20 protein-coding genes are annotated in these 20,265 nt (G+C 56.0%); 8 read left to right on the top strand and 12 right to left on the bottom strand.

Annotation, left to right across the window (positions count from 1 at the left end):
• Window positions 1-31: 31 nt before the first annotated feature.
• The 4 genes from H8K03_08645 to secA all read right to left on the bottom strand — a co-directional run bounded on the left by H8K03_08645 (window position 32) and on the right by secA (window position 5,398).
• Window positions 32-511 carry an NADH-quinone oxidoreductase subunit B gene (locus H8K03_08645; protein UVT21945.1) on the bottom strand — a complete coding sequence of 160 codons (480 nt, stop codon included), beginning with the start codon at window positions 509-511 and terminating at the stop codon, window positions 32-34.
• Between the two features lie 136 nt (window positions 512-647).
• Window positions 648-1,019: an NADH-quinone oxidoreductase subunit A gene (gene ndhC / locus H8K03_08640; GenBank protein ID UVT21944.1), complete on the bottom strand. Its 372-nt coding sequence runs from the start codon at window positions 1,017-1,019 to the stop codon at window positions 648-650.
• 74 nt (window positions 1,020-1,093) lie between these two features.
• Complete coding sequence (locus H8K03_08635; GenBank protein UVT21943.1) at window positions 1,094-2,263, bottom strand: SAM-dependent methyltransferase; 1,170 nt, start codon at window positions 2,261-2,263, stop codon at window positions 1,094-1,096.
• A 414-nt stretch (window positions 2,264-2,677) separates the two neighbouring features.
• Window positions 2,678-5,398: a preprotein translocase subunit SecA gene (gene secA, locus H8K03_08630; GenBank protein UVT21942.1), complete on the bottom strand. Its 2,721-nt coding sequence runs from the start codon at window positions 5,396-5,398 to the stop codon at window positions 2,678-2,680.
• Between the two features lie 215 nt (window positions 5,399-5,613).
• Here secA and H8K03_08625 point away from each other — a divergent pair, with 215 nt between their 5' ends.
• The 8 genes from H8K03_08625 (at window position 5,614) to H8K03_08590 (ending at window position 12,340) form a co-directional block, all read left to right on the top strand.
• A complete protein-coding gene (locus tag H8K03_08625) occupies window positions 5,614-5,919 on the top strand; it encodes a hypothetical protein (protein ID UVT21941.1) in 306 nt (101 codons plus the stop codon).
• A gap of 105 nt (window positions 5,920-6,024) precedes the next feature.
• Window positions 6,025-7,155, top strand: a complete 1,131-nt coding sequence (locus tag H8K03_08620) for a transporter (protein UVT21940.1) — start codon at window positions 6,025-6,027, stop codon at window positions 7,153-7,155.
• A gap of 29 nt (window positions 7,156-7,184) precedes the next feature.
• Window positions 7,185-7,739 (top strand): TlpA family protein disulfide reductase, encoded by a 555-nt coding sequence (locus tag H8K03_08615; GenBank protein UVT21939.1) that lies wholly within the window; start codon window positions 7,185-7,187, stop codon window positions 7,737-7,739.
• A 10-nt stretch (window positions 7,740-7,749) separates the two neighbouring features.
• A complete protein-coding gene (locus tag H8K03_08610) occupies window positions 7,750-8,058 on the top strand; it encodes a hypothetical protein (GenBank protein ID UVT21938.1) in 309 nt (102 codons plus the stop codon).
• A gap of 98 nt (window positions 8,059-8,156) precedes the next feature.
• On the top strand, window positions 8,157-9,230 hold the full coding sequence (locus tag H8K03_08605; protein ID UVT21937.1) for a transporter: 1,074 nt from the start codon (window positions 8,157-8,159) through the stop codon (window positions 9,228-9,230).
• 46 nt (window positions 9,231-9,276) lie between these two features.
• On the top strand, window positions 9,277-9,621 hold the full coding sequence (locus tag H8K03_08600; protein UVT21936.1) for a hypothetical protein: 345 nt from the start codon (window positions 9,277-9,279) through the stop codon (window positions 9,619-9,621).
• 66 nt (window positions 9,622-9,687) lie between these two features.
• Window positions 9,688-11,169: a hypothetical protein gene (locus tag H8K03_08595; GenBank protein UVT21935.1), complete on the top strand. Its 1,482-nt coding sequence runs from the start codon at window positions 9,688-9,690 to the stop codon at window positions 11,167-11,169.
• Between the two features lie 229 nt (window positions 11,170-11,398).
• The gene (locus H8K03_08590; GenBank protein UVT21934.1) at window positions 11,399-12,340 is read left to right on the top strand and encodes an energy transducer TonB; all 942 of its coding nucleotides are present in this window, start codon (window positions 11,399-11,401) and stop codon (window positions 12,338-12,340) included.
• A 282-nt stretch (window positions 12,341-12,622) separates the two neighbouring features.
• Here the strand turns inward: H8K03_08590 and H8K03_08585 are convergent, their stop codons facing one another.
• The 8 genes from H8K03_08585 to arcC form a co-directional block, all read right to left on the bottom strand.
• Entirely contained in the window at window positions 12,623-12,982 is a 360-nt protein-coding gene (locus H8K03_08585; protein ID UVT22422.1) for a glutamyl-tRNA amidotransferase, read from the bottom strand.
• Between the two features lie 234 nt (window positions 12,983-13,216).
• The gene (locus H8K03_08580) at window positions 13,217-13,903 is read right to left on the bottom strand and encodes a cysteine hydrolase (protein ID UVT21933.1); all 687 of its coding nucleotides are present in this window, start codon (window positions 13,901-13,903) and stop codon (window positions 13,217-13,219) included.
• A complete protein-coding gene (locus H8K03_08575; GenBank protein UVT21932.1) occupies window positions 13,900-15,423 on the bottom strand; it encodes an ABC transporter ATP-binding protein in 1,524 nt (507 codons plus the stop codon). Before H8K03_08575 ends, H8K03_08580 begins: the two co-directional genes overlap by 4 nt.
• Complete coding sequence (locus tag H8K03_08570; protein ID UVT21931.1) at window positions 15,420-16,100, bottom strand: cysteine hydrolase; 681 nt, start codon at window positions 16,098-16,100, stop codon at window positions 15,420-15,422. The genes H8K03_08575 and H8K03_08570 overlap by 4 nt, the downstream gene beginning before the upstream one ends.
• A gap of 55 nt (window positions 16,101-16,155) precedes the next feature.
• On the bottom strand, window positions 16,156-17,073 hold the full coding sequence (locus H8K03_08565; GenBank protein UVT21930.1) for an ABC transporter permease: 918 nt from the start codon (window positions 17,071-17,073) through the stop codon (window positions 16,156-16,158).
• On the bottom strand, window positions 17,073-18,065 hold the full coding sequence (locus H8K03_08560) for an ABC transporter permease (GenBank protein UVT22421.1): 993 nt from the start codon (window positions 18,063-18,065) through the stop codon (window positions 17,073-17,075). The genes H8K03_08565 and H8K03_08560 overlap by 1 nt, the downstream gene beginning before the upstream one ends.
• A 65-nt stretch (window positions 18,066-18,130) precedes the next feature.
• The gene (locus H8K03_08555; protein UVT21929.1) at window positions 18,131-19,267 is read right to left on the bottom strand and encodes a BMP family ABC transporter substrate-binding protein; all 1,137 of its coding nucleotides are present in this window, start codon (window positions 19,265-19,267) and stop codon (window positions 18,131-18,133) included.
• Between the two features lie 39 nt (window positions 19,268-19,306).
• Window positions 19,307-20,257 carry a carbamate kinase gene (gene arcC, locus H8K03_08550; protein ID UVT21928.1) on the bottom strand — a complete coding sequence of 317 codons (951 nt, stop codon included), beginning with the start codon at window positions 20,255-20,257 and terminating at the stop codon, window positions 19,307-19,309.
• Between the last annotated feature and the right edge of the window lie 8 nt (window positions 20,258-20,265).

The raw sequence follows: 20,265 nt of genomic DNA, 5'->3' as shown, positions 1-20,265 counted from the left end.
CCACTCGTTTTCCGAGTGACGCGCCACATCGCTACTTCACGAATACTTTCTCGCGTTGGATCTTTTCCTGTAATTTTAAAAGCCCGTCCAGTAATGCCTCTGGTCTCGGCGGGCAGCCGGGGACGTAAACATCCACCGGTACGATTTGATCCACGCCCTGTACGACGGCGTAGCTGTTGTAATGATTGCCCGACGTCGCGCACGAGCCCATGCAGATGACGTATCGAGGCTCGGGCATTTGATCGTAGATTCGTCGAATGACCGGGGCCATCTTGCGCGAGACCGTTCCTGCGACAATCATGAGGTCCGATTGCCTGGGCGACGCTCGAAAGACGCCGGCGCCGAAACGATCAAGATCGTACCGGGAGGAGACGCTGGCGATCATTTCGATCGCGCAGCAGGCCAATCCGAAGGTCATGGGCCAAAGCGCCGACTTTCTGGCCCAATTGACGACGGCGTCCAGATTCGTCGTCAGGACGTTGGCATCAAATTGTCGCTCCAGCAGACTCATCCTCTTCTTGCCTTCCTCTTAGCGAGAATGGTGAGCGGGTGGCGTCGGCACCAGAACCCAGTCGCCCGCAGCGAAAGGGTCCCACCGGGGGATGGGTGGAGCGAGGACGAATGGGTCGGCCGACGACAGGACCCGCTCAGTCCCATTCGAGCGCTCCTTTCTTCCATGCGTACCAAAACCCGACCACTAGAATGGCGATGAACAGGACCATCTCTACCAATCCAACCAGCCCAAGACTCTTGAATGCAACGGCCCAGGGAAACATGAAGACGATCTCGATATCGAAAATCACAAAGAGCATCGCGATGATGTAGTACCGAATCGGAAACTGGACACGGGCGTCCTGAAAGAGCGGACTTCCGCTTTCATATGGCGATAACTTGGCCTGATAGGGCTGGTTGGGACGGACAAAGCGGCCGACCAAGAGGGTGATCGTCCCAAGGGCAATGCCCACACCGATAAAAAGGAGGATCGGCAAATAGTTTTCCGGAACACCAGGATTACTCATGGGGACACCGTGAAACGCAAAACGTGAAATGTGAAACGTCGCCGAACGTCCTAGACGCCATCATTCCAGAGCCTTCATGCAGCTGATTGCGCTATGAGCGCCGAACGAAAGAACGGTTTGTACTTCAGGCCATCGAGTTCAGGATCAAGGATTCCCTTGTGCTGGACGAGGACTTTGAATGTGGTGCCCATGCCGTTCGGTTTCAAGAGATGAATCGCCGCGTGGAACTCCCCGCTATCCGGTTCCAGCTCCTCCATCATCTGTTCGACACCGAGTCCCATGAGAAAACTCAGTTGATTCGTAAAACCGCTCGTCCGAAGTCCCCGCTCCTCGCCTGCGGCAGCCAGACTTGAGAAGTCCACATGGGCGGTCATGTCTTGGTCACCCACACGCGTGAATGGATCCTCATGGGTGGAGTGTCGCGAGTAACAGAGGAACGTCCCGTCCGTTCGGTCGGACTGATAGAGATCCTGCATCGTGTGACCGTAATCGATGGTGAGCACGAATCCACGGTCCAGATGCCGAGCCACTTGGTCCATCCAGGCCAACGCATGGAGGTTGATCTCGGAACGATAGCTTTCCGGCCAATCAGTCCTCACGCGGCGGAGGTGAGAGGCGAGCGCGTCCGACGACAACGGTTTCAGGCATTCCACGAACCGACCGTCCCGATGGTCTACCCAGAGCTCTTCTATCCCTTTCGAAGTCACTTGAACTCGGTGCACCGGAAACGAATCGACGAGTTCATTACTGAAGAACAGTCCGGTGACGGGCGCGAGACTTTCAAGATCTTCCTTCCAGGTCAGAAGATCCGGTTGATCGATCCAGGAATCGAGGTTTTTGCGCTGCACCTCCCGCATGGCGGGGCTTCGTTCAATCAGGACATACCGAAGCTGCCGGAACAATGAGTTGAAGTTACGCTGGCAAGCCGATAGGAAGTGTTTCGCCAGCAACCCTTTGCCGGGTCCCATTTCAATGACGGTAAACTGGCCCGGTTGGCCGAGCAACCGGTGCATCTGCTCGGCTTGCTTTGCCAGAGCTTGTCCAAGGATCGGGTGCACGTCCGAACTCGTGTAGAAATCGCCACGCCAACCAATCCGTTCCGTCGTGTGTTCCGGCGCGCGCATGTAGTAGCCGAACTGTGGGTGGTAGAGGGCCAACTCCATGAAGCGAACAAATGGAATCGGACCAAAAGCGGCGATCTCAGAGGCAATGGCAGCAACCAATTCCGGATGCCCTGTGCTCACGGAGAACTCCAATTCACCGTTCACAATAGAAAAAAGCGACACCCCTAGCCTATGGGCAGCGCCTGCCCATCTTCAGGTGTCGAAAGGTACATAGAGTAGCGTTCGGAACCCGCATAAGTCAAGGTGAAATCAAGCAGAATTGCAGCGTCCCTCTCAAATAAGGCGCCTGTTCTGTCGGGCCCATTCACTCTTCGTAGCACGCCTTCTCCCCCTTCTCTATTTGGTCGGTAGTGGAGCTGGACTTCGGCATGGCGGCTGTTGAATCAATTGGCTACTGATATCTGCACAGGCCAGCTTCGCGCTTCGGCGCAGCCTTAGAGTCGTGTGCGGGCAAGGCTAGAACGGTCAACAGCGGTGGGGATCTGTCGCATCATGACGAGGTTCGAGGTCCGGCTCCACTACCGAGCTCAGCTCTTACGCCCCGTGACACTTCTTGTATTTCTTGCCGCTGCCGCAAGGGCAGGGATCATTACGGCCGACCTTGTTGTCGGCACGGTGAGCGGGGGCCGGCGCAGTCGCCGGTTCGTCGCCACGGTTCAAAGTGAGCTTGGGCTGCGGACGTGAAATGACAGGCTGAGGCGGAGGCTCCGGCTGTTCGCCTTCGTGGCGGACGGCCTGCACATGGAACAGCCGATCGAGTGTGTCGGCTTTGACTCGTTCCATCATGCCCGCAAAGAGGTCAAATCCCTCGCGCTTATACTCAATCAACGGATCTTTCTGCCCGTATCCGCGAAGACCGATGCCGTCCCGCAGGTGGTCCATCGCCAGCAGGTGATCCTTCCAATGATGGTCGATGACTTGGAGCATGAACGTCTTCTCGAGAAAACGCATCAGGTCCGGCCCCAGTTCCTGCTCTTTTCTGGTATAGGCATCGCGAACGTGGACCCGAAGATCCTCCAGCACTGCGTCGCGTCCGACGTCGCGGAGTGAATCTCCGCCGTCGTTCTTCCCTTGAGTGATATCGAGACCGAACTGAGCCTGCATGACTTCAGTCAGACCTTTGACGTCCCATTCCTCGGGGTATTGTTCTGCGGGGCAGTACACGTTGAGAGACGATTCCACTGAACTATCCATCATGTCATGGAGATCGTTGGTAAGGCTTTCTCCACTCAGGACGGCCCGACGGTGACGATAGATCACTTCGCGCTGCTTGTTCATGACATCGTCGTATTCGAGCAGCTGTTTGCGGATTTCAAAGTTATGCGCTTCGACCTTCTTCTGGGCGTTCGCGATCGCGCGGGTGACCATGCCATGCTCGATGGGGACGCCTTCCTCCATGCCGAGTTTGAGCATCAACTGTGAAACTCGTTCGGAGGCGAAGATCCGCATCAGGTCGTCTTCAAGCGACAAGTAAAATCTCGATGTGCCGGGATCGCCCTGGCGGCCGGCCCGTCCGCGAAGCTGATTGTCGATCCGGCGGCTTTCATGCCGTTCCGTACCGAGGATATGAAGTCCGCCAAGCGCGATGACCTCCTGCTTGTCCTTGTCGCAGTCGGATCGGATGCTTTCATAGATTTCGAGTTTCCGGCTCTCCGGCATATTCTCTTCCCGATAGAGCACCTGCTTGTACATGAATTCCGGATTGCCACCCAGCAGAATGTCCGTCCCGCGTCCCGCCATGTTCGTGGCGATCGTCACCGCGCCTTTGTGTCCGGCTTGAGCCACAATTTCGGCTTCCCGTTCATGCTGCTTGGCGTTGAGGACGTTGTGCTTGACGCCATTCCGGTTCAAGAGCCCGGAGAGTTTCTCGGACTTTTCGATCGAAATGGTTCCGACGAGGACCGGCTGCCCACGCTCATGGCATTCCTTGATCTCTTCGACGATCGCCGCAAACTTCTCCTTCTCCGTCCGATACACGACGTCGGCATAATCCTGTCGAATCATTTGACGGTTGGTCGGCACGACGTTGACATCGAGGTTATAGATCTTGGCGAACTCCGCGGCTTCCGTATCGGCAGTCCCCGTCATGCCGCTGAGTTTCTTGTACATGCGGAAATAGTTTTGAAAGGTCACGGACGCAAGCGTCTGATTCTCATTGGCGATCTTCACACCCTCTTTGGCCTCGACGGCTTGATGCAGCCCGTCGCTCCATCGACGGCCCGGCATGAGCCGGCCGGTAAATTCATCGACGATGATGACTTCGCCGTCCTTCACCACATAGTCCACGTCGCGCTTATACAGCGTATACGCTTGGAGCGCCTTCACCACGTGATGGACCATGTCCATGTTGGCCGGGTCGTACAGGTTGTCTACGCCGAGCAATTTTTCGACGCGCGCGTTGCCATCTTCGGTCAGCGCGGCGGTCTTGGTCTTTTCTTCAATGGTGTAGTCTTCGGCTTTGAGTTGAGGAATGATCGCATTAATTCGATAGTAGAGATCGGTGGTCTGATCGGTCGGACCCGAGATGATCAGCGGTGTCCGGGCTTCGTCGATCAAAATGCTGTCGACCTCGTCGACGATGGCGAAGTTCAACTCGCGTTGAACACACTGATTCAAATCGGTGACGACGAGATTGTCGCGAAGATAGTCGAATCCATACTCGTTGTTGGTGCCGTAGGTGATGTCGGCACGATAGGCTTCGGGCCTGGTACACGGGCGAAGGTGCTGTAGTCGTTTGTCGGACGCGTCATAGGTCGGGTCGTACATGAACGATGCATCGTGCTGAATGATTCCGGTGGACAGACCCAGCGCGTGGTAGAGCTGTGCCATCCATTGGGCGTCACGCTTGGCGAGGTAATCGTTGACGGTGACGAGATGGACGCCCTTGCCTTCCAGAGCATTCAAATAGATCGGCAGCGTCGCGACTAGGGTTTTTCCTTCGCCCGTTTTCATCTCGGCGATACGGCCTCGGTGCAGAATCATGCCGCCGATCAGCTGGACATCGAAATGCCGCATGTTGAGCTTGCGGCGCGACATTTCCCGGCACACGGCAAACGCTTCCGGCAAGATATCGTCGAGTGTCTGGCCTGCCTCAAGCCGCTTCTTGAAGTCCTGAGTCTTGTCGGCAAGGGCATGGTCGGAGAGTGGAGTGAGGCCCGCTTCCAAGCCGTTGATTTGTTCCACGATCGGCCGCAGGGTCTTGATTTCACGTTCGTTTTTGCTGCCGAAAATCAGGTTGAGTACTTGTGTAACCATAGGATAAAGATACGTGTCGCCCTTTAGTGAGAGTGGATTCCTACCATAGAAATAGGGTTGGCAGTATACAGCATCTCTCCAATGAATCCTACTCGACTGTCTGTGGCATAACGGCGGCTTGACAGATATTGTCCTAGTCACCTAATATTTGAGTTACTGTGTCAGTGGTATTTGGCGGTTCAGTTGTACCTGGGTTTATGTGAGTAGTGCCTTCGATGAATAACGCTCTCCGTAAGTTTCTTTCAATTTCACTTGTCCTCTGTGTCCTCGCCGTCGGCGGATTGGCTCAAGCTCAATCCGCGGAACATGCCGGACACCACGCTCAGCATCAAACAGCCACGCACGGAACCGTGCTTTGCTCGTGGATGTGTGCTGCCGGCACCGTGCTCGATACCGAGGTGTTCCTGATTCCGACCGAATACGGCCCCGTCGCGCTCATTCCAATTCTTCATTCAAACGATTCGATTTCTGAACCGTCTCCCATTTTCTCCAGCCGCGCTCCTCCATCCTTCAGCACATAAACCTCTACGCCATTTCGTCAGAGTCGCCTTGCCGCATGTGATCTCGTATGAGGTCCTGCTGCAGGTGGTCAGGCGGTCGTTCTTTGGGGGAAAGAGCCCTTTATCATGGCAGTCGCGCGTTACCTATTTTCGTTGTTGCTGGGGTTGAGTCTGTTCTCATTGGCCTGGCCTGTCGTCCAGACTGCGCATGGATCTTGTGGATCTGTGACGTGTTTTGTCGTCATCGGATCTCAGCAACAGGTTTCACCAAAGGGTCTGCTCACCGTTAACGGCTTCTACAACTACACACCGCAAGGGACGTTGCTCAGTGGGACCGATGGGGTCATTCCCGCTGTCGATCTGGACAACCGGCAACTCATTCTGGGGCACCACAAAGAGATTCGGACCATCACGCAAATGTATACGCTGGATCTCAACTACGGGGTCACCGATCGGTTCGGCTTGGAAGTCGCCATCCCCTATAAGAAGATCAGGCATCGGCATATTGATGGATTAGGAGAGGCGAACGGCGGAGCCGGAGAAGAAACACGGTTTTCGGATAACGGCTTCGGTGACATCTTCATCAATGCCAAATACAACGTGTTGCCGTCCCTGCGGAGTCTCGTAGTGACGGGCTTCGGGGTGTACGTTCCAACAGGTGATCATAACCAAACGACTGCAGGACTCTCGGGGGAACCGGCTGAGACGATGGAACCGACGGCCCAGCTTGGGCGCGGTCAAGTCGGTGTTCAGGCGTCGTTCTATCAAACCTATGAGATTATTCCGCATCGTTTGAACCAGTTCACCTCCGGCAGTTACCGCCATACGTTTCGTAACAACTTTGGCTACCAATTCGGGGATCAATTTGATTTTTCGGCCGGCGCAAATCTTGTAACCGTCCCCTGGCTCGTGTTGACCAATCAGTTCAATTTCCGCTACATGCAGCGCGATCATTTTCGCGGATCGCTGGCTCGATCACAGACTCCAAGCGACCCCACGTTTCCGGACGAGGTGATCGTATTGGATGAGAACATCAGGAGCCGATCGGTTCCGACAACCGGATCCACGTACTTTGCCTATACACCAGGTTTCCAACTGAGCCTGGGAGAGCTTATTAAGACGCCGCTGACTGAAAATACGTCGGTGTACTTCTATGCGCAGATACCGGTCTATCGCGATTTCAATGGGAATCTGGCTCAAGGAACGAGCTTTGTGTTTGGTTTGACGAGGGTGTTTCAGGTTCTGAGCCTATCATAAATGCAACGGTTCAATCGAAGGAGGCTCATATGAGATCAAGAGAGTTCAAAATCGTATCCGTGGGAATCCTGCTGCTTTCGGTATTGGTGGCATTGCCCGCCTTAGACGGGTGGGGTATGGGCTCACGAGTTCCGGCGGTGGGCACGGCTGCCGAAGATTTTCGTTTAGTCGATTTGGAAGGTAAGTCGCAGAGTTTGAGCCAATATCGCGGCAAGGTCGTGCTCGTGAATTTCTGGGCGACCTGGTGCAAGCCGTGCACGACGGAAATGCCCGCGATGCAGGCCACGTACGACAAACTTCGGGATAAGCGATTTGTGGTGTTGGCCATCAATGAGCTGGAAGACGATGCCAAGGTGCGCGAGCACATCAAGCAATATGGCCATACGTTCCCGGTGCTTATGGATCGGGATAACAAAGTCGCCAACCAGTTTGGGGTCTTCGGGTTGCCTGTGAGCGTGTTCATCGATGAGAAGGGCGTGGTTCAAGAATATATCAAGGGCGGACTCTTGACCGAGCAAGTCATTCTGGATGTGGTTGCCCGCATTCAGAAACAAGAACCGGTGAAGGCCGCATCTTTGCACTAGGCGATCAGTTATGACGGTGACCGTAAAACAGCCGGTATTAGTCTGGGCATTGCTGCTCGTCATCGTATTGATGAACGGGCTCATGGCTGCACCGAGTGTCAGCCATGCCGAACACCATGCCGGCCATCAGGCGGCAACTCATTCCACCGGCATCTGTGCGTGGCTGTGCGCCGGCGGCGTGGGGATCGAATCGTCCGTCGTGCAGTTCACATCAGGGCTTCAACTTCTTGAATGGGTAAGCATTCCTCCCTTCAACGCAGTCCTCAGTGTGATCTCCCTCTCGTACTTCTTCCGCGGGCCTCCCAGCCTTTCTGTCTAGCGTCCATAGTCGGCAGACCTTTTTCTTAACAACCCTGTCTTACGGTGGGATCCGATGCGCGGATTCTATCGTATGACAAACAGAAAGATCGTGGAATCATGACGCGCAAGCTCTGGTGCTGTGCCTTTGCAGTCTGTGGTGTCGTCGCAATGACCGTCTCGATGCTCTGGCCTTCCCACGTCGCGGCGTCCTGTGGGTCCGTCAGTTGCTTTGTGGTCATCGGCTCTCAACAGCAAGTGCCGATGAAAGGTCTGTTGACCATCAATGCCATCTACAACTATACGCCGATGGAGGCCGCACCGGGTGATGGCGGGCGCATCCCCTTTGCCAATCAGGGTGAACGGACTCTCACGTTAGCAAATTTGAACGTTAACAGAATCGAGACCACGACCCGCACCGCGACCCTTGATCTCAACTACGGACTGACGGATCGTCTCGGCATCCAAGTGGCCATCCCATACAAGCATGTAGAGTCAAATGCGCAGATCGGCGGCCTCACGCCGGTTCCCTACAGCGAGCGAGGTCTCGGCGATATTCGCGCGACGCTGAAGTACAACGTGTTGCCCACTCTTCGCAGCATGGTCGTCTTGGGAGTGGGTGTCGATTTTCCGACGGGTAGCTACGGCCGGTTTGCTCAGGGAACCACCTTGGCCGAATCGACGCTTCAAATCGGACGGGGAAACTTCGGTGTGATCCCGATGATCTATCAAACGTATGAGCTGATTCCCCATCGGGTCAATCAATTTGCCTCGGCAAGTTATCGGCACACGTTCAAAAACAGCGACGGCTATCAGTTCGGCGATGAAGTGAACGCGAGCCTCGGGGTCAATATCATCCCCCTCGAGCAGACTCCCTGGCTGGTGCTGATGCAGCAGTTCAATTTTCGATATATGCAGAACGATGCCATGGACGCGGCGCTTTTCCAGTTCAATCCAGGGACCGGCTCGGCGATCTTGCTCGATCCAGCCATCAAGTTTCGGGCGGTACCGACCACCGGCTCGACCTATGTCGCGTATTCACCGGGAATTATGTTGAATGCATTTAACTTTGCCTCGTTCTATTTCATCGCCCAAATCCCTATTCACCGGGATTTCAACGGCAATCTGGAACAACAGATCAGCTACATCTTTGGGATGACCAAGTCATTTCAACTCTTTGGCGGGTCGTCCTAGGGGAAGACAGGGCAGCGATCGGATGATGATGGATTGTGGATCACGAATGTGGAGTGTAAGGCATAGAACGTTGTTCGTTCGCGCGATGGCGGGCTGCTGTATCGCCCTTTGGCTCGCCGGTTCTCTGTCCGTTACACAAGGGAACCTCACGGCGCAATGGACCACGCCGCATTGTCCGCAAGGACAAACGCCGAGCACCCATCATGGCGCGAGTCATTGCATTTGGCACTGTGGCGGCATCGATGCCGAAGGTTCCAACGGTCGGGGCGGAGCCTCGATCGATGTTCTCATCGGGCAAGTCTGGAATCTCGGCGCCGATACCCTGCTTGTCGGTCTGTTTCATGCGGAGATCGTTCCTCGAGGGCCACCACTCTCATACCGTGTGACATAACTCATGCAAGGAAACCGGCAGCGCTCCCCGGTACGAGAGCGACAGCTAACGAGGAAGGAACGATCCATGGAAGCCAACACGAAGAAACGACTTTTGTTATCCTATACCAAAACGGGTGTGCTTGGACTTGCACTGATGAGCCTGGCAGCCTGCAATTCGGGAGAGTCCACTCCCACCACAGGGCTACCGGCGTCCGGCGGCAGCGCCGGCCTTAGCGGACCGATCGCATTTATCAACAACACCGGTGACAAGACGTTGACCAGTGTGGCCATCAGAGGTGATTCAGGCAATGCCGTGATCAATACGATCGATGCAGCGAAATTCGAAAATGTCGCCTTGGGGGATATGCAGTTTTCGAACGAAGACTGGCTATTTATGACTCTTGCGGCAGCGAATAAGGTTGCGACAATCGATCCGTTGACTGGCGCAACTCCGGTTCATGAAGTTAACCTTCCTGCCGGGACCAGACCAGTCCATCTTTATCGTGATAGAAACGATGGAGAGATTGTTTGGATTATGAATGATGGCGACAATGCCCCGGCGACCACGACTCCGGGTGATGATTTGATCAACTGTGCGGTTCAGGGTGGGGGATCAGTGACCGTGATTCACAACTCCCATCTCGGGCCGGGGGGGACCATTCCCAAAGTAGTAAAAACCATTTGTCTCTTGGCTGATGGTCATAAAGTTACGGCTTTCTCCGGAGATGGAGTGCCGAAGCGTGCATTTGTCTCGAGCGAAGTCGGCGGTGAAATAGCAGTCATCGACGATGACGAGGCCTCTGCCAATTATCTCACCATTATTGCACGAATTGATCTGTGCAATTCGTCCAAGGAAACGACACCTTGCAATGATGAGTCTGCAACGTCACCCACGACCGCATTTACACCGAATGCCGCCGGTCCACACGGGATTCGGTGGTCCAAGTTCACAAAAAAGGTGTACAGCATTCAAGAAGGATACGGACAAATCGCGGAGATCGATCCGACGACATTTGCAATTACCAAGACTTTTGACTTGGCAGGAACCCCATACACCTCGTACGGGATTTCTGCCGACGGCAAATATCTCCTGCTGCGCGGGGAAACGACCGCCCCACAAGCGACCAAACTGGGGGTGATCGATCTGAGCGCTGCGGTGCCGGCCATCGCGGATTTGACCACACCGGATCTCGATGGAACATCAGCGGGAGCATTCAAGTTCTCTCCGGACTCGAAGCGGTTCTACATTCTGGCGGGGAATGGGGCCACAGCGACGAAGAAAGACCGGTTGTTTGCGTATGACTGGACGACGCTGGCACCTCCGACACTGACGCTGCTGAGGGAAATCCCATTGGTGTCGACCGGTGCGCACAGCTTCGATGTGTTGGCCCGGGGAACAGGCGAAGCGAAGTATCTGGTTGTATCTAACGGCGTAGACAATTCGGTCTCGATTATCAATGCTACCGACAATCTGAAGAAGCAGGACGTGACTGTCGGGCCAAACCCCACAGGAGTGATCGTTTTCGAGTCTGGATTTGCACAAGCAGGTAACCAGGCGACCAATTAGTTCATGCTGGGAGAGGGCAGTCCATCGGAACGGAAGAGCCTCCGATGGACTGCCGATCGGCTGGAAACGAGCTGGCGAGTGATCCGTAGACTGGGTTCTGTCCGAGCGAGCTGCCTCCCGCTCGGACCAGCGCGGGGCGAGGGTTGCCTCCCTTGACCTCCGCCCCGCACTTTTTCTAAGCGGTGATTGGGAGGATTGCTTATCGGCAAGCAAAGAGTCATAGTGAAACGTGGCATCAACAGATAAAAATCGATTCTTTCTCCCCGCCTGGGGCGCTTCGCTGACACTGCATGGAGTCGTCCTTGGCTTGGCGTTCGCCCTCCTCGCACAAGTCAAACCTGTTTTGCCGGAGGACGTACACAAGTGGAACGTGGCCTTGGTGGAAACGGCGGAATCCGAATCCAGACCGGAACAAGTCCAATCGGCCGTGACACCGGAACAGCCACCAGCGAGGATCGTGCCTCCGTCACGAATGAAACGAGTGCCGGAGACGTATCAGGCGGTAAGACCGGTGACGCAGCAGGTCGAACCGCTTTCACCGACGATCGAGCCGGTACGACCGACTGAGCAGAAGGTGGAAATTCCGCAACTGCGTGATGAGCCGGTTGAACAACGGATAGCCAAGGTTGCTGAGTCAAAAACTGAACCGGTTGTTGAGGCCAAGGAGTCTGCGCCAGCCATGACTGCGGTCGCTCCTGAACCGATGATCGATTCCCAACCTGTTCAAGATGGGCCGGTCGCGGTCGCATCAGCTCCTACATTTTCCCCTCAAAGTCCTGTCCCACAAGAAGTTATTGCGCCGGTGTCTGCGCCTGACAGCCCCGTGGATGTCGCTCCGGTCCAGGCGGCCAAGACTTCATCGCCTGCCACGGAAGGAAAAGAGGATCATCGATGGCTGGCGGAGTCGCTGTGGCGAAGAGTCGCAGAACTCAAACGCTATCCGAATTCAGCCCGTATGAACGGCCAGGAAGGGAAAGTGGTCTTGAAAGCGGTCATTCGATCCGATGGGCATTTGGCCGATGTATTTGTCCAGAAAAGTTCAGGATACAGTGCGCTTGACGCCGCAGCGATCGAGGCGGTGAAACTAGCCTGTCCGCTCTATATGAAGCAGGCCCTCGGGAAGGCGCAAATTGTAGTAAGCCTTCCGATTGTGTATAGCCTGGCAAATTAGATGGGTCGGTTGGGGGCGAAGGGAATGTCGCCAATCCCTTACGACTCCATTATCGGTTAGGATTGAATGCGATGAGAACAGCCATCCCCCTCGGGCTCGGATAAGTCATACGGGGTAGACTTGGTTCTATAAGCTCGTATTTGTTTGGTCTGATTGCCTCTATCCACAACCACGGTGAGTATAGTCCGAGCGGGTGACCATCTGGCTCGGACCACTGCGGAGTGGAGGCGCGCCTCCCTTGGCCTCCCGCCCCGCAATTATCCAAAAACGATCTAATTCACATCATGGCGCGGTAGGACGCTGTGCCATATAACTGCGCCAGCCACCGTATGCGGTGATCTCTCGGTGCTTTTCGACGAGCGCGGGTTCGCCTAACACCCCCAGGACGACGGACCCGTCTTCCAGCCGCACCTTTCCGATGCACAGACCGGGAGGCTCATTCAGCAGGATTCCGGCTAACCCTTCCGCAGGCACTGCCCAGACTTCGACTGCCACTTTGACGCCTGTCCCATCGGTGACACGCAACATCGCTGGATGTTCATCGTTGATCGTCCAGAGACGGTACGTGGGTTCGGTCATCGCCTCACGGACGAACGTGGCCTTGGCGGCCACCATGTTGGGGTTGAGCTCGAGTCCCCGCATCAGCGTGCCGTTTACTGCGAGCAGCACTTCGCTCTGGTTCACGCGAGACTCCCCGTGATTATCTGATAGACTGCCTTGATGAGTGGACGCAATGCTTCTTTGTCGTGCTGTTGCTGAAGGGTAGGGTGTCGAACACTGCCGTGTTGAAGAGACCATGTCTGTAACGATTCCTCCATTTCTTTTCCTCAGAACATTCCAATCTTGAAGTCGGCCTTGATTCACTTCTCCAATTCATCACCCGTAGGTATTACGGAGAGCATCGGTTAGGCGATCTGCCGTCGTCACCCAGCCGACGATCCCGCCCTGCGATTGGATCATGCGGACCGTCGCTTGTTTAAACTCGGGGAAATAGCTTTCGGTCCCGTCTTCGACCAGGAGGCAGTCATAACCGCGGTCGTTGGCTTCTCTCATGCTGGTTTGCACACAGACCTCGGTGGTGACTCCCGTAAAGACCAGATGGGTGATGCCGAGCTCTTTGAGACGTTCCTGTAAGGCGGTGGCATAGAATGCGCCTTTCCCTGGCTTGTCGATGACAAGTTCGCCTGCCTCAGGCCGCAGTTCCGGGACGATGTCATTTCCCGGCTCGCCCAATACCAGGATGCGCCCCATGGGGCCTGGGTCGCCGATGCGAAGCGTGGAATCGCCGCGCCGCCTCTTGGCCGGCGGGCAGTCCGACAGATCGGGTCGATGGCCTTCTCGTGTATGAATCACGGGCAATCCCAATTCCCGAAACGTCTTGAGGAGTTTCGAGACTGTCGGCACGATCTTTTGCAGGAGTTCAACCTTGTTGCCCAGCGCAGCGCCGAAGCCGCCCGGTTCCACGAAATCGCGCTGCATGTCGATGATGACCAGCGCAACCTTTTCGCCCGAGGCTCGCGACGGCAATGGATAGGGATAAGGAGAGGCCGGTACGGTATTCATGTTGAATGTCCTGTCATTTGCCGTCCGATGATGCCGAGATCGGCGTCGGACGACGTGGTTTCGTATACGAGTTGGCCGTTGAACATCACCACCACACGGTCGGATAGTTCCAAGATTTCATCGAGGTCTTCGCTGACCAGCAGCACCGCCGTTCCGCGATTGCGTGCGGCGACGATCTGCATCCGAATTTCCTCCATGGCCAGAAAGTCCAGCCCGAAGCAGGGGTTGGCGATGATCAAGATCTCGACATCCCCCGACAGCTCACGCGCCAAGACCGCGCGCTGGACATTGCCTCCCGAAAGCGACTGAATGGGCGTATCGGGAAAAGGCGGTTTGATGTTGTAGCGTTGAATCAGTTCGTGCGCGCTGCGACGCAGCGCAGGACGGCTGATGAGCCAACCACCCACTGCGTGGGGCTCGACATCGAAGTTGCGAAACGCCAGGTTGTCCGCCACGCTCATCCGCCCGACACACGTGTTCTGGAGCGGTTCTTCGGGAAGACAGAACATTTTGTGGTGCGTGATCTGTTCTCGGGTCGGTTGATAGGGTTGATCATGTGCCTGGATCGTGCCTGCAGCGGCCTGACGCTGCCCTGCCAACACCTCGACGAGTTCTCGTTGTCCGTTCCCCGATACCCCGGCTACCCCGACGATCTCGCCCTCATGGATGGTGAGGTGCAGACCCCGCACGACTTCCACGCTGCTCTCATCCTTGACTCGGATATCATGTAGCACCAGCTTTGGGACTTTGGTCGATCGCATGTTTCGTTGTTTCGGCTTCGCCGTGACTTCAGATCCCACCATCATCTCCGCCATCTTCGGGATGGTCAGCTCTGAGACTTTCCCGGACCCTACGAATTGTCCCTTGCGTAACACCGTCACTTCGTCCGCGAAGGCCGCGACTTCTCGAAGTTTGTGGGTAATGATCAGGACGCTCAATTGTTGCGCCAGCGTCATGGCTCTGAGGTGCCCCAGCATTTCGTCGGCTTCTTGTGGGGTCAGAACGGAAGTCGGTTCGTCCAGAATAAGGATGCGGTTCTGCAGCGCGAGTTGCTTGAGGATTTCCACTTTTTGTTTTTCACCCGCGGCGAGCGAGCTGACCCGAGCGGTAAGCGACACCTTGAACGGCATCTTGTCCATGAACTCTGACAATTGACGCTCTTCTTTTTTCCAATCGATGAGCGAGTCCAATCTCGCCTTGGAGATCACCAGGTTCTCCAGCACCGTCATGTTGGGGATCAGCGTAAATTGCTGATAGACCATCCCGATGCCGAACGTCTGCGCGTCACGAGGGCTGCGAATTGTGACCTGCTCCTGATTCAACGAAATTTTCCCCTCATCCGGGTGGTAATACCCCATGATGCATTTGACCAAAGTGCTCTTGCCGGCGCCGTTCTCGCCGAGCAGGGCATGAAACTGGCCGGACCGCAATTGAAGATTCACATCCTTCAAGGCGGTGAGCGGACCGAAGCGTTTGGTAATCCCCAACGCTTGCAGATCCGGAGGAACTCCGTTGGTCATGACAATGCTTCCAGTAAGGCGTCCGATTTTGCTACGGCGCCGAACACTCCGCCCTGCATTTTGACCATCTTGAGCGCGGCCTGATGGTTCGTGTAATCGGTTGCCCCGCAACAGTCTTCCAGCAGGAGACATTCGAAGCCTCGATCGTTGGCTTCCCGCATAGTGGTGTGGACACAGACATCGGTGGTGATTCCTGCCAAGATCACATTCTGGATACCGCGGAGCCGCAACAACATCTCCAGATCGGTCGCCCAGAACGAGCCCTTGCCGGGCTTGTCGATGATCGGTTCGCCCTCCTTCGGAGCCAATTCAGGAATGATGTCCCAGCCGGGCTCGCCCCGCACCAGAATCTTGCCGCAGGGACCCGGGTCGCCGATGCCGGCTCCGATGCGGCGGCTCCGCCAGCGCTTGTTCGCGGGTAAATCCGACAGGTCGGGCCTGTGTCCTTCTCGGGTGTGGAACACATGCATGCCGATGGTTCGGGCTTTCGACAGCACTTTGAGGATATGCGCGATCGGCGCGCGAGTGAGGGAAATGTCATAGCCCATTTTGTCGACATAGCCGCCTTTGCCGCAAAAGTCCGTCTGCATATCGATGATCAGAAAGACCGAATTGTCCGGCCGGAGATCGCCGTTATAGGGATAAGGATAGGGGTCGGATGTCACGTATCGACTCATGGCTCACCTCTCCTGGATGTCTGGGTTAGGGTTCGTTCGAGTCATCCTGTATCGACTAACGAGTTACTGTGAGTTCATGGGGCACTCCTACAAGCGTGCGTTTGGGAGAACAGGTGATGATCATGACCGCCAAGGTCATGATGTAAGGGATCGCGTTGAAGATGTAGTATCCGCCTGTGATGCCGACGGACTGCAAGGAAGGTCCTAACGCGGCGGCTCCTCCCCACAAAAGCGAGACCCAGAGGCAGCCTACCGGATGCCAACGAGCGAAAATCACCAAGGCCACCGCCATCAGTCCCTGTCCGCTCGATAGGCCTTCACTCCAGTTGAACGGATAGTAGAGGGATAGATATGACCCTCCGATCCCTGCCAAGAATCCTCCTTGAGCCGTGCTGAGGATCCGTATGCGATCAACCGGTAATCCCAGGGCGCGGGCCGCATCCGCGCTTTCGCCGACGACTCGTACTTTTAACCCCCATGCCGTATTCTTCAGCATCCATGCGAGCGCAATAGCCACGACGATTCCCATGAGAAACAGTGCATTGATCTGCAGAGCCGCCTTCAGTTGCGGGATATCACTCCATGCGCCGAGGTCGATCGAGGGCAGCCTGGGCGCAGATGGCTGGATGTACGGCTTCCCCAGAAAGAAGGCCAATCCCGTGCCGAACAGCATCATCGCGATCCCCACGGCGATATCGTTGACTCGTCGGAAACTGCAGAGCCAGCTGTGCAGGGCGCCGAGCATCATGCCGGCCAATCCGGCGCACAGGACTCCCAGCCAGGGAGACCCGCTGTGCAGCGAGACGGCATAGCCTGTCATCGCACCCATGACCAGCGTGCCTTCCAGGCCCAAATTGATGCGACCGCTTTTCTCGGTCAAACACTCGCCCAGCGAGACAAAGAGAAACGGCGTGCCGATTCGAATCGCGCCGCCTAAAACGGCGATGAGGACTCCCCACCATCCGACTTCCATCACCCTCCTCGATTTTGAAGTTTTGAAAAGCGGCCGTACAGGGTTTCACTGAAGAGGATGACGAGAAAAATAATGCCCTGCATCACGAGCACGGTCGCATCGGGCAGCTCGTGCGCGCGTTGCAGTAATCCGCTGCTTGCGCGGATGCCGCCCAGCAAGATGGCCACAGGAATGATGGCCAAGGGATTATTGCGGGCCACAAAAGCCACGAGAATACCGGCATATCCGTAATTGGCATTGAGGGTGTCATTGGCCCGGCCATGGATGGCCGCCACCTCCACCATGCCGGCCAGTCCACCGGCCGCGCCCGCCACGAAACAGATGATCAAGATCAGCCTCCCGACCGGCAAGCCGGCGATTTGAGCCGCCCGAACATTGCCTCCGGCAATTTGGGATGCAAAGCCAAACACGGTGTGATGCATGAGAAACCATGCGATGACGCACGCCACGACTCCGAACACTAATCCCCAGTGGAGGTCCGTTCCCGGAATAACGCCGATCATATTGGCTTCACCGATATGATGCGTCGAGGGATGATTGAGACTTTCCGGATCGCGAAAGGTGCTGGTGACGAGATGGTTCAATATTGCAATGGCGATATAGTTCAGCAACAGACTGCTGATGGTTTCATTGACGGCGCGATAATGCCGCAGGGCTCCTCCGATGGTAAGCCACAGCCCGCCTCCCACCATGCCCACGACCGCCATCGTGGTCAGAACGACCATGGGAGGAGCCGTCGGTATGGCGAGCGCCGCAATCGCTGCGAAGAGGCCGCCCATGACCACTGCCCCCTCTCCCCCGATAATAATCAAGCCGAGATACCCAGGCAGCGCGGTGCAGAGCGCCGTCAGCATTAACGGCGCGGCTCGGATCAGCGTATTCTGCCAGGAAAACGAGGTGCCGAAGGCGGCGCGATACATGGTCTGATACACCTCGATCGGATCTGCTCCGGCCGAAGCCACAAAGATGCCGAACAACACCATCGAGACCATCAAGGATCCGACGATGATGAAGAATGGTTCCAGCGCTTTGTTCAGCGTTTGCGGCACGGCTCTGCTCACGACTTCGTTGAACCGATGACTCCTTCCACCAGCCAATCCATGCTTTCCAGCCAGATATCGGTCTGGACATGTTCCGTTCCTCCGGCAATGACGACACGGCCGGTATTGTCTTTGATCGGGCCCTTGTACACGACCATCCCACCGCTCATGAATTTGTCTTTGGCTGCGTCGGCTTGCTTGCGAACGGCTTCCGTCACCACCTGGTTATAGTCCGATACCTTGACGATGCCTTCCTTCAGTCCGCCACGCACGAGATGAGGAACGGCCTGCCCTTTTCGAATCATTTCGGCATAATCCATGTAGACCTTGGCCCAGTTCCATTCCGCTCCCGTGAGATACCCTTTCGGGGCCAGCTTCGATTGGTTACAGTGATACCCGGTGCAATAGATGCCCCGTTTTTCAGCAGTCGTGACGACGACCTTGGGGCTGTCGACGTGGCAGGTAATGACATCGATGCCTTGGTCGACCAAGCTGTTCGTCGCTTCCGCTTCACGGACCGGCAGCGACCAGTCGCCGGTAAAAATCACGTTGGTTGTACAGTTCGGTCTGACGCTGCGGGCACCGAGTGTATAGTTGTTGATATTGCGCAAGACTTGCGGAATCGGCTTGGCCGCCACGAATCCCAGTTTCCCGCTCTTGCTCATCCCTCCGGCGACAATCCCGGCCACATATTGCGATTCGTCGATATAGCCGAAATAGCTGCCCACGTTCTTGGGGTGTTTGCCTTCCTGATACAGTCCTCCGCAGTGTAAGAACTGAATATTAGGAAATTGGGGTGCGACCTTGAGAATATGAGGATCAAAATATCCGAACGAAGTGGGAAACAGCACTTGCGCTCCGTCAAGCTTGACCATGCTTTCCATGGTTTTTTGGACTTCGATCGTCTCCGGGACTTTTTCTTCGTCAAAGGCTTTGACCCAATCAAGCTTGGCAACCGCCGCTTTTCCTTCAAAATGTGCCTGATTGTATCCATAGTCATCTCGTGGTCCCACGAAGATAAACCCCATCTTGACCTTGTCCGAGGCGCCCCAGGCTTCGCCGATCCACTCCAAGTTCCCCAACATGCTCAACGCCCCGGCAGCTGCGGTCCCTTGTAACACTTGGCGTCTGGTCAGTTTGCGTGATTCGGACATATGTCCTCCCTACGGCTAAGATGTGTGTGGCTGCATGCGTTACTTCACGATGAACGTTCCCGTTTTACCGGCCAAGGCGCGACCGATATTCTCAGGATTGGTGATCAACCCGGTTTGTCCACCTCCTTCTATGAATTCGATCAGGGCTTGGATCTTCGGCCCCATGCTGCCTTTATCGAATTGATCGTCCGCATAGTAGAGCTTCGCTTCGGCCACCGTCATGCGATCCAGCCATCGTTGGGTAGGCTTATTGAAATCGACCGCCACTTTCTCGACACCGGTCGAGACCATCAACAGGTCGGCGCCGATGCCGCGGGCCAGCAGGCTCGATGCCAAGTCCTTGTCGATGACGGCCTCCACTCCGTTCAGATTCCCTCCGTCATCTTCTACCACCGGAATGCCACCTCCGCCGCAGGCAATCACGACGAATCCTGCATGAGCCAGTGTTTTGATCGCTGCCAGTTCGACGATGGTCTTCGGCAGGGGAGAGGGCACCACGCGTCGCCACCCGCGTCCCGCGTCTTCCTTCACGATCCAACCCTGACGGCGAGCGAGTCGCTGCGCCGTCTGCTCGTCCATATGAGACCCGATCGGTTTGGACGGATCGGCAAAGGCGGGATCGTTGCGATCCACCAGCGTCTGCGTGATGATGGCCACGGCCTTTCGATCCAGCCGGCGCTGCTGAAATTCGTTGTGCAGCGCTTTGAGGAACATGTAGCCGATGCCTCCCTGTAGGTCGGCATCGGCATAGTCCATCGGAACGGGCGGGACTTCTTCCAGCGCCAACTCGGAACGGCGCATGATGAACCCGACTTGAGGACCGGTCCCATGCGTGATGACCACATTCCATCCGGCCGCAATCATGTCGGCGATGTGGTGCGAGGTGAGAGCTGCTTCCCGGTTCTGATCGGGGATCGATTCGTGATGCTTGTCTCTGATCAAGGCATTGCCGCCCACCGCCACTACCGCCAGTTTGTTCGTTGCGCTCATGACGCGGC

Origin of the sequence: Nitrospira sp., from assembly GCA_024760545.1 — a bacterium.
Taxonomy (GTDB): domain Bacteria; phylum Nitrospirota; class Nitrospiria; order Nitrospirales; family Nitrospiraceae; genus Nitrospira_D.
This window is presented reverse-complemented; position numbering and strand designations above follow the sequence as displayed.

Coding starts and splice junctions, on each gene's coding strand:
- H8K03_08645 (UVT21945.1), bottom strand. CDS start 511: ATGAGTCTGCTGGAGCGACAATTTGATGCCAACGTCCTGACGACGAAT.
- ndhC (UVT21944.1), bottom strand. CDS start 1,019: ATGAGTAATCCTGGTGTTCCGGAAAACTATTTGCCGATCCTCCTTTTT.
- secA (UVT21942.1), bottom strand. CDS start 5,398: ATGGTTACACAAGTACTCAACCTGATTTTCGGCAGCAAAAACGAACGT.
- H8K03_08625 (UVT21941.1), top strand. CDS start 5,614: ATGAATAACGCTCTCCGTAAGTTTCTTTCAATTTCACTTGTCCTCTGT.
- H8K03_08620 (UVT21940.1), top strand. CDS start 6,025: ATGGCAGTCGCGCGTTACCTATTTTCGTTGTTGCTGGGGTTGAGTCTG.
- H8K03_08615 (UVT21939.1), top strand. CDS start 7,185: ATGAGATCAAGAGAGTTCAAAATCGTATCCGTGGGAATCCTGCTGCTT.
- H8K03_08610 (UVT21938.1), top strand. CDS start 7,750: ATGACGGTGACCGTAAAACAGCCGGTATTAGTCTGGGCATTGCTGCTC.
- H8K03_08605 (UVT21937.1), top strand. CDS start 8,157: ATGACGCGCAAGCTCTGGTGCTGTGCCTTTGCAGTCTGTGGTGTCGTC.
- H8K03_08600 (UVT21936.1), top strand. CDS start 9,277: ATGTGGAGTGTAAGGCATAGAACGTTGTTCGTTCGCGCGATGGCGGGC.
- H8K03_08595 (UVT21935.1), top strand. CDS start 9,688: ATGGAAGCCAACACGAAGAAACGACTTTTGTTATCCTATACCAAAACG.
- H8K03_08585 (UVT22422.1), bottom strand. CDS start 12,982: ATGCGGGGACTCGAGCTCAACCCCAACATGGTGGCCGCCAAGGCCACG.
- H8K03_08580 (UVT21933.1), bottom strand. CDS start 13,903: ATGAATACCGTACCGGCCTCTCCTTATCCCTATCCATTGCCGTCGCGA.
- H8K03_08575 (UVT21932.1), bottom strand. CDS start 15,423: ATGACCAACGGAGTTCCTCCGGATCTGCAAGCGTTGGGGATTACCAAA.
- H8K03_08570 (UVT21931.1), bottom strand. CDS start 16,100: ATGAGTCGATACGTGACATCCGACCCCTATCCTTATCCCTATAACGGC.
- H8K03_08565 (UVT21930.1), bottom strand. CDS start 17,073: ATGGAAGTCGGATGGTGGGGAGTCCTCATCGCCGTTTTAGGCGGCGCG.
- H8K03_08560 (UVT22421.1), bottom strand. CDS start 18,065: ATGGTCTCGATGGTGTTGTTCGGCATCTTTGTGGCTTCGGCCGGAGCA.
- H8K03_08555 (UVT21929.1), bottom strand. CDS start 19,267: ATGTCCGAATCACGCAAACTGACCAGACGCCAAGTGTTACAAGGGACC.
- arcC (UVT21928.1), bottom strand. CDS start 20,257: ATGAGCGCAACGAACAAACTGGCGGTAGTGGCGGTGGGCGGCAATGCC.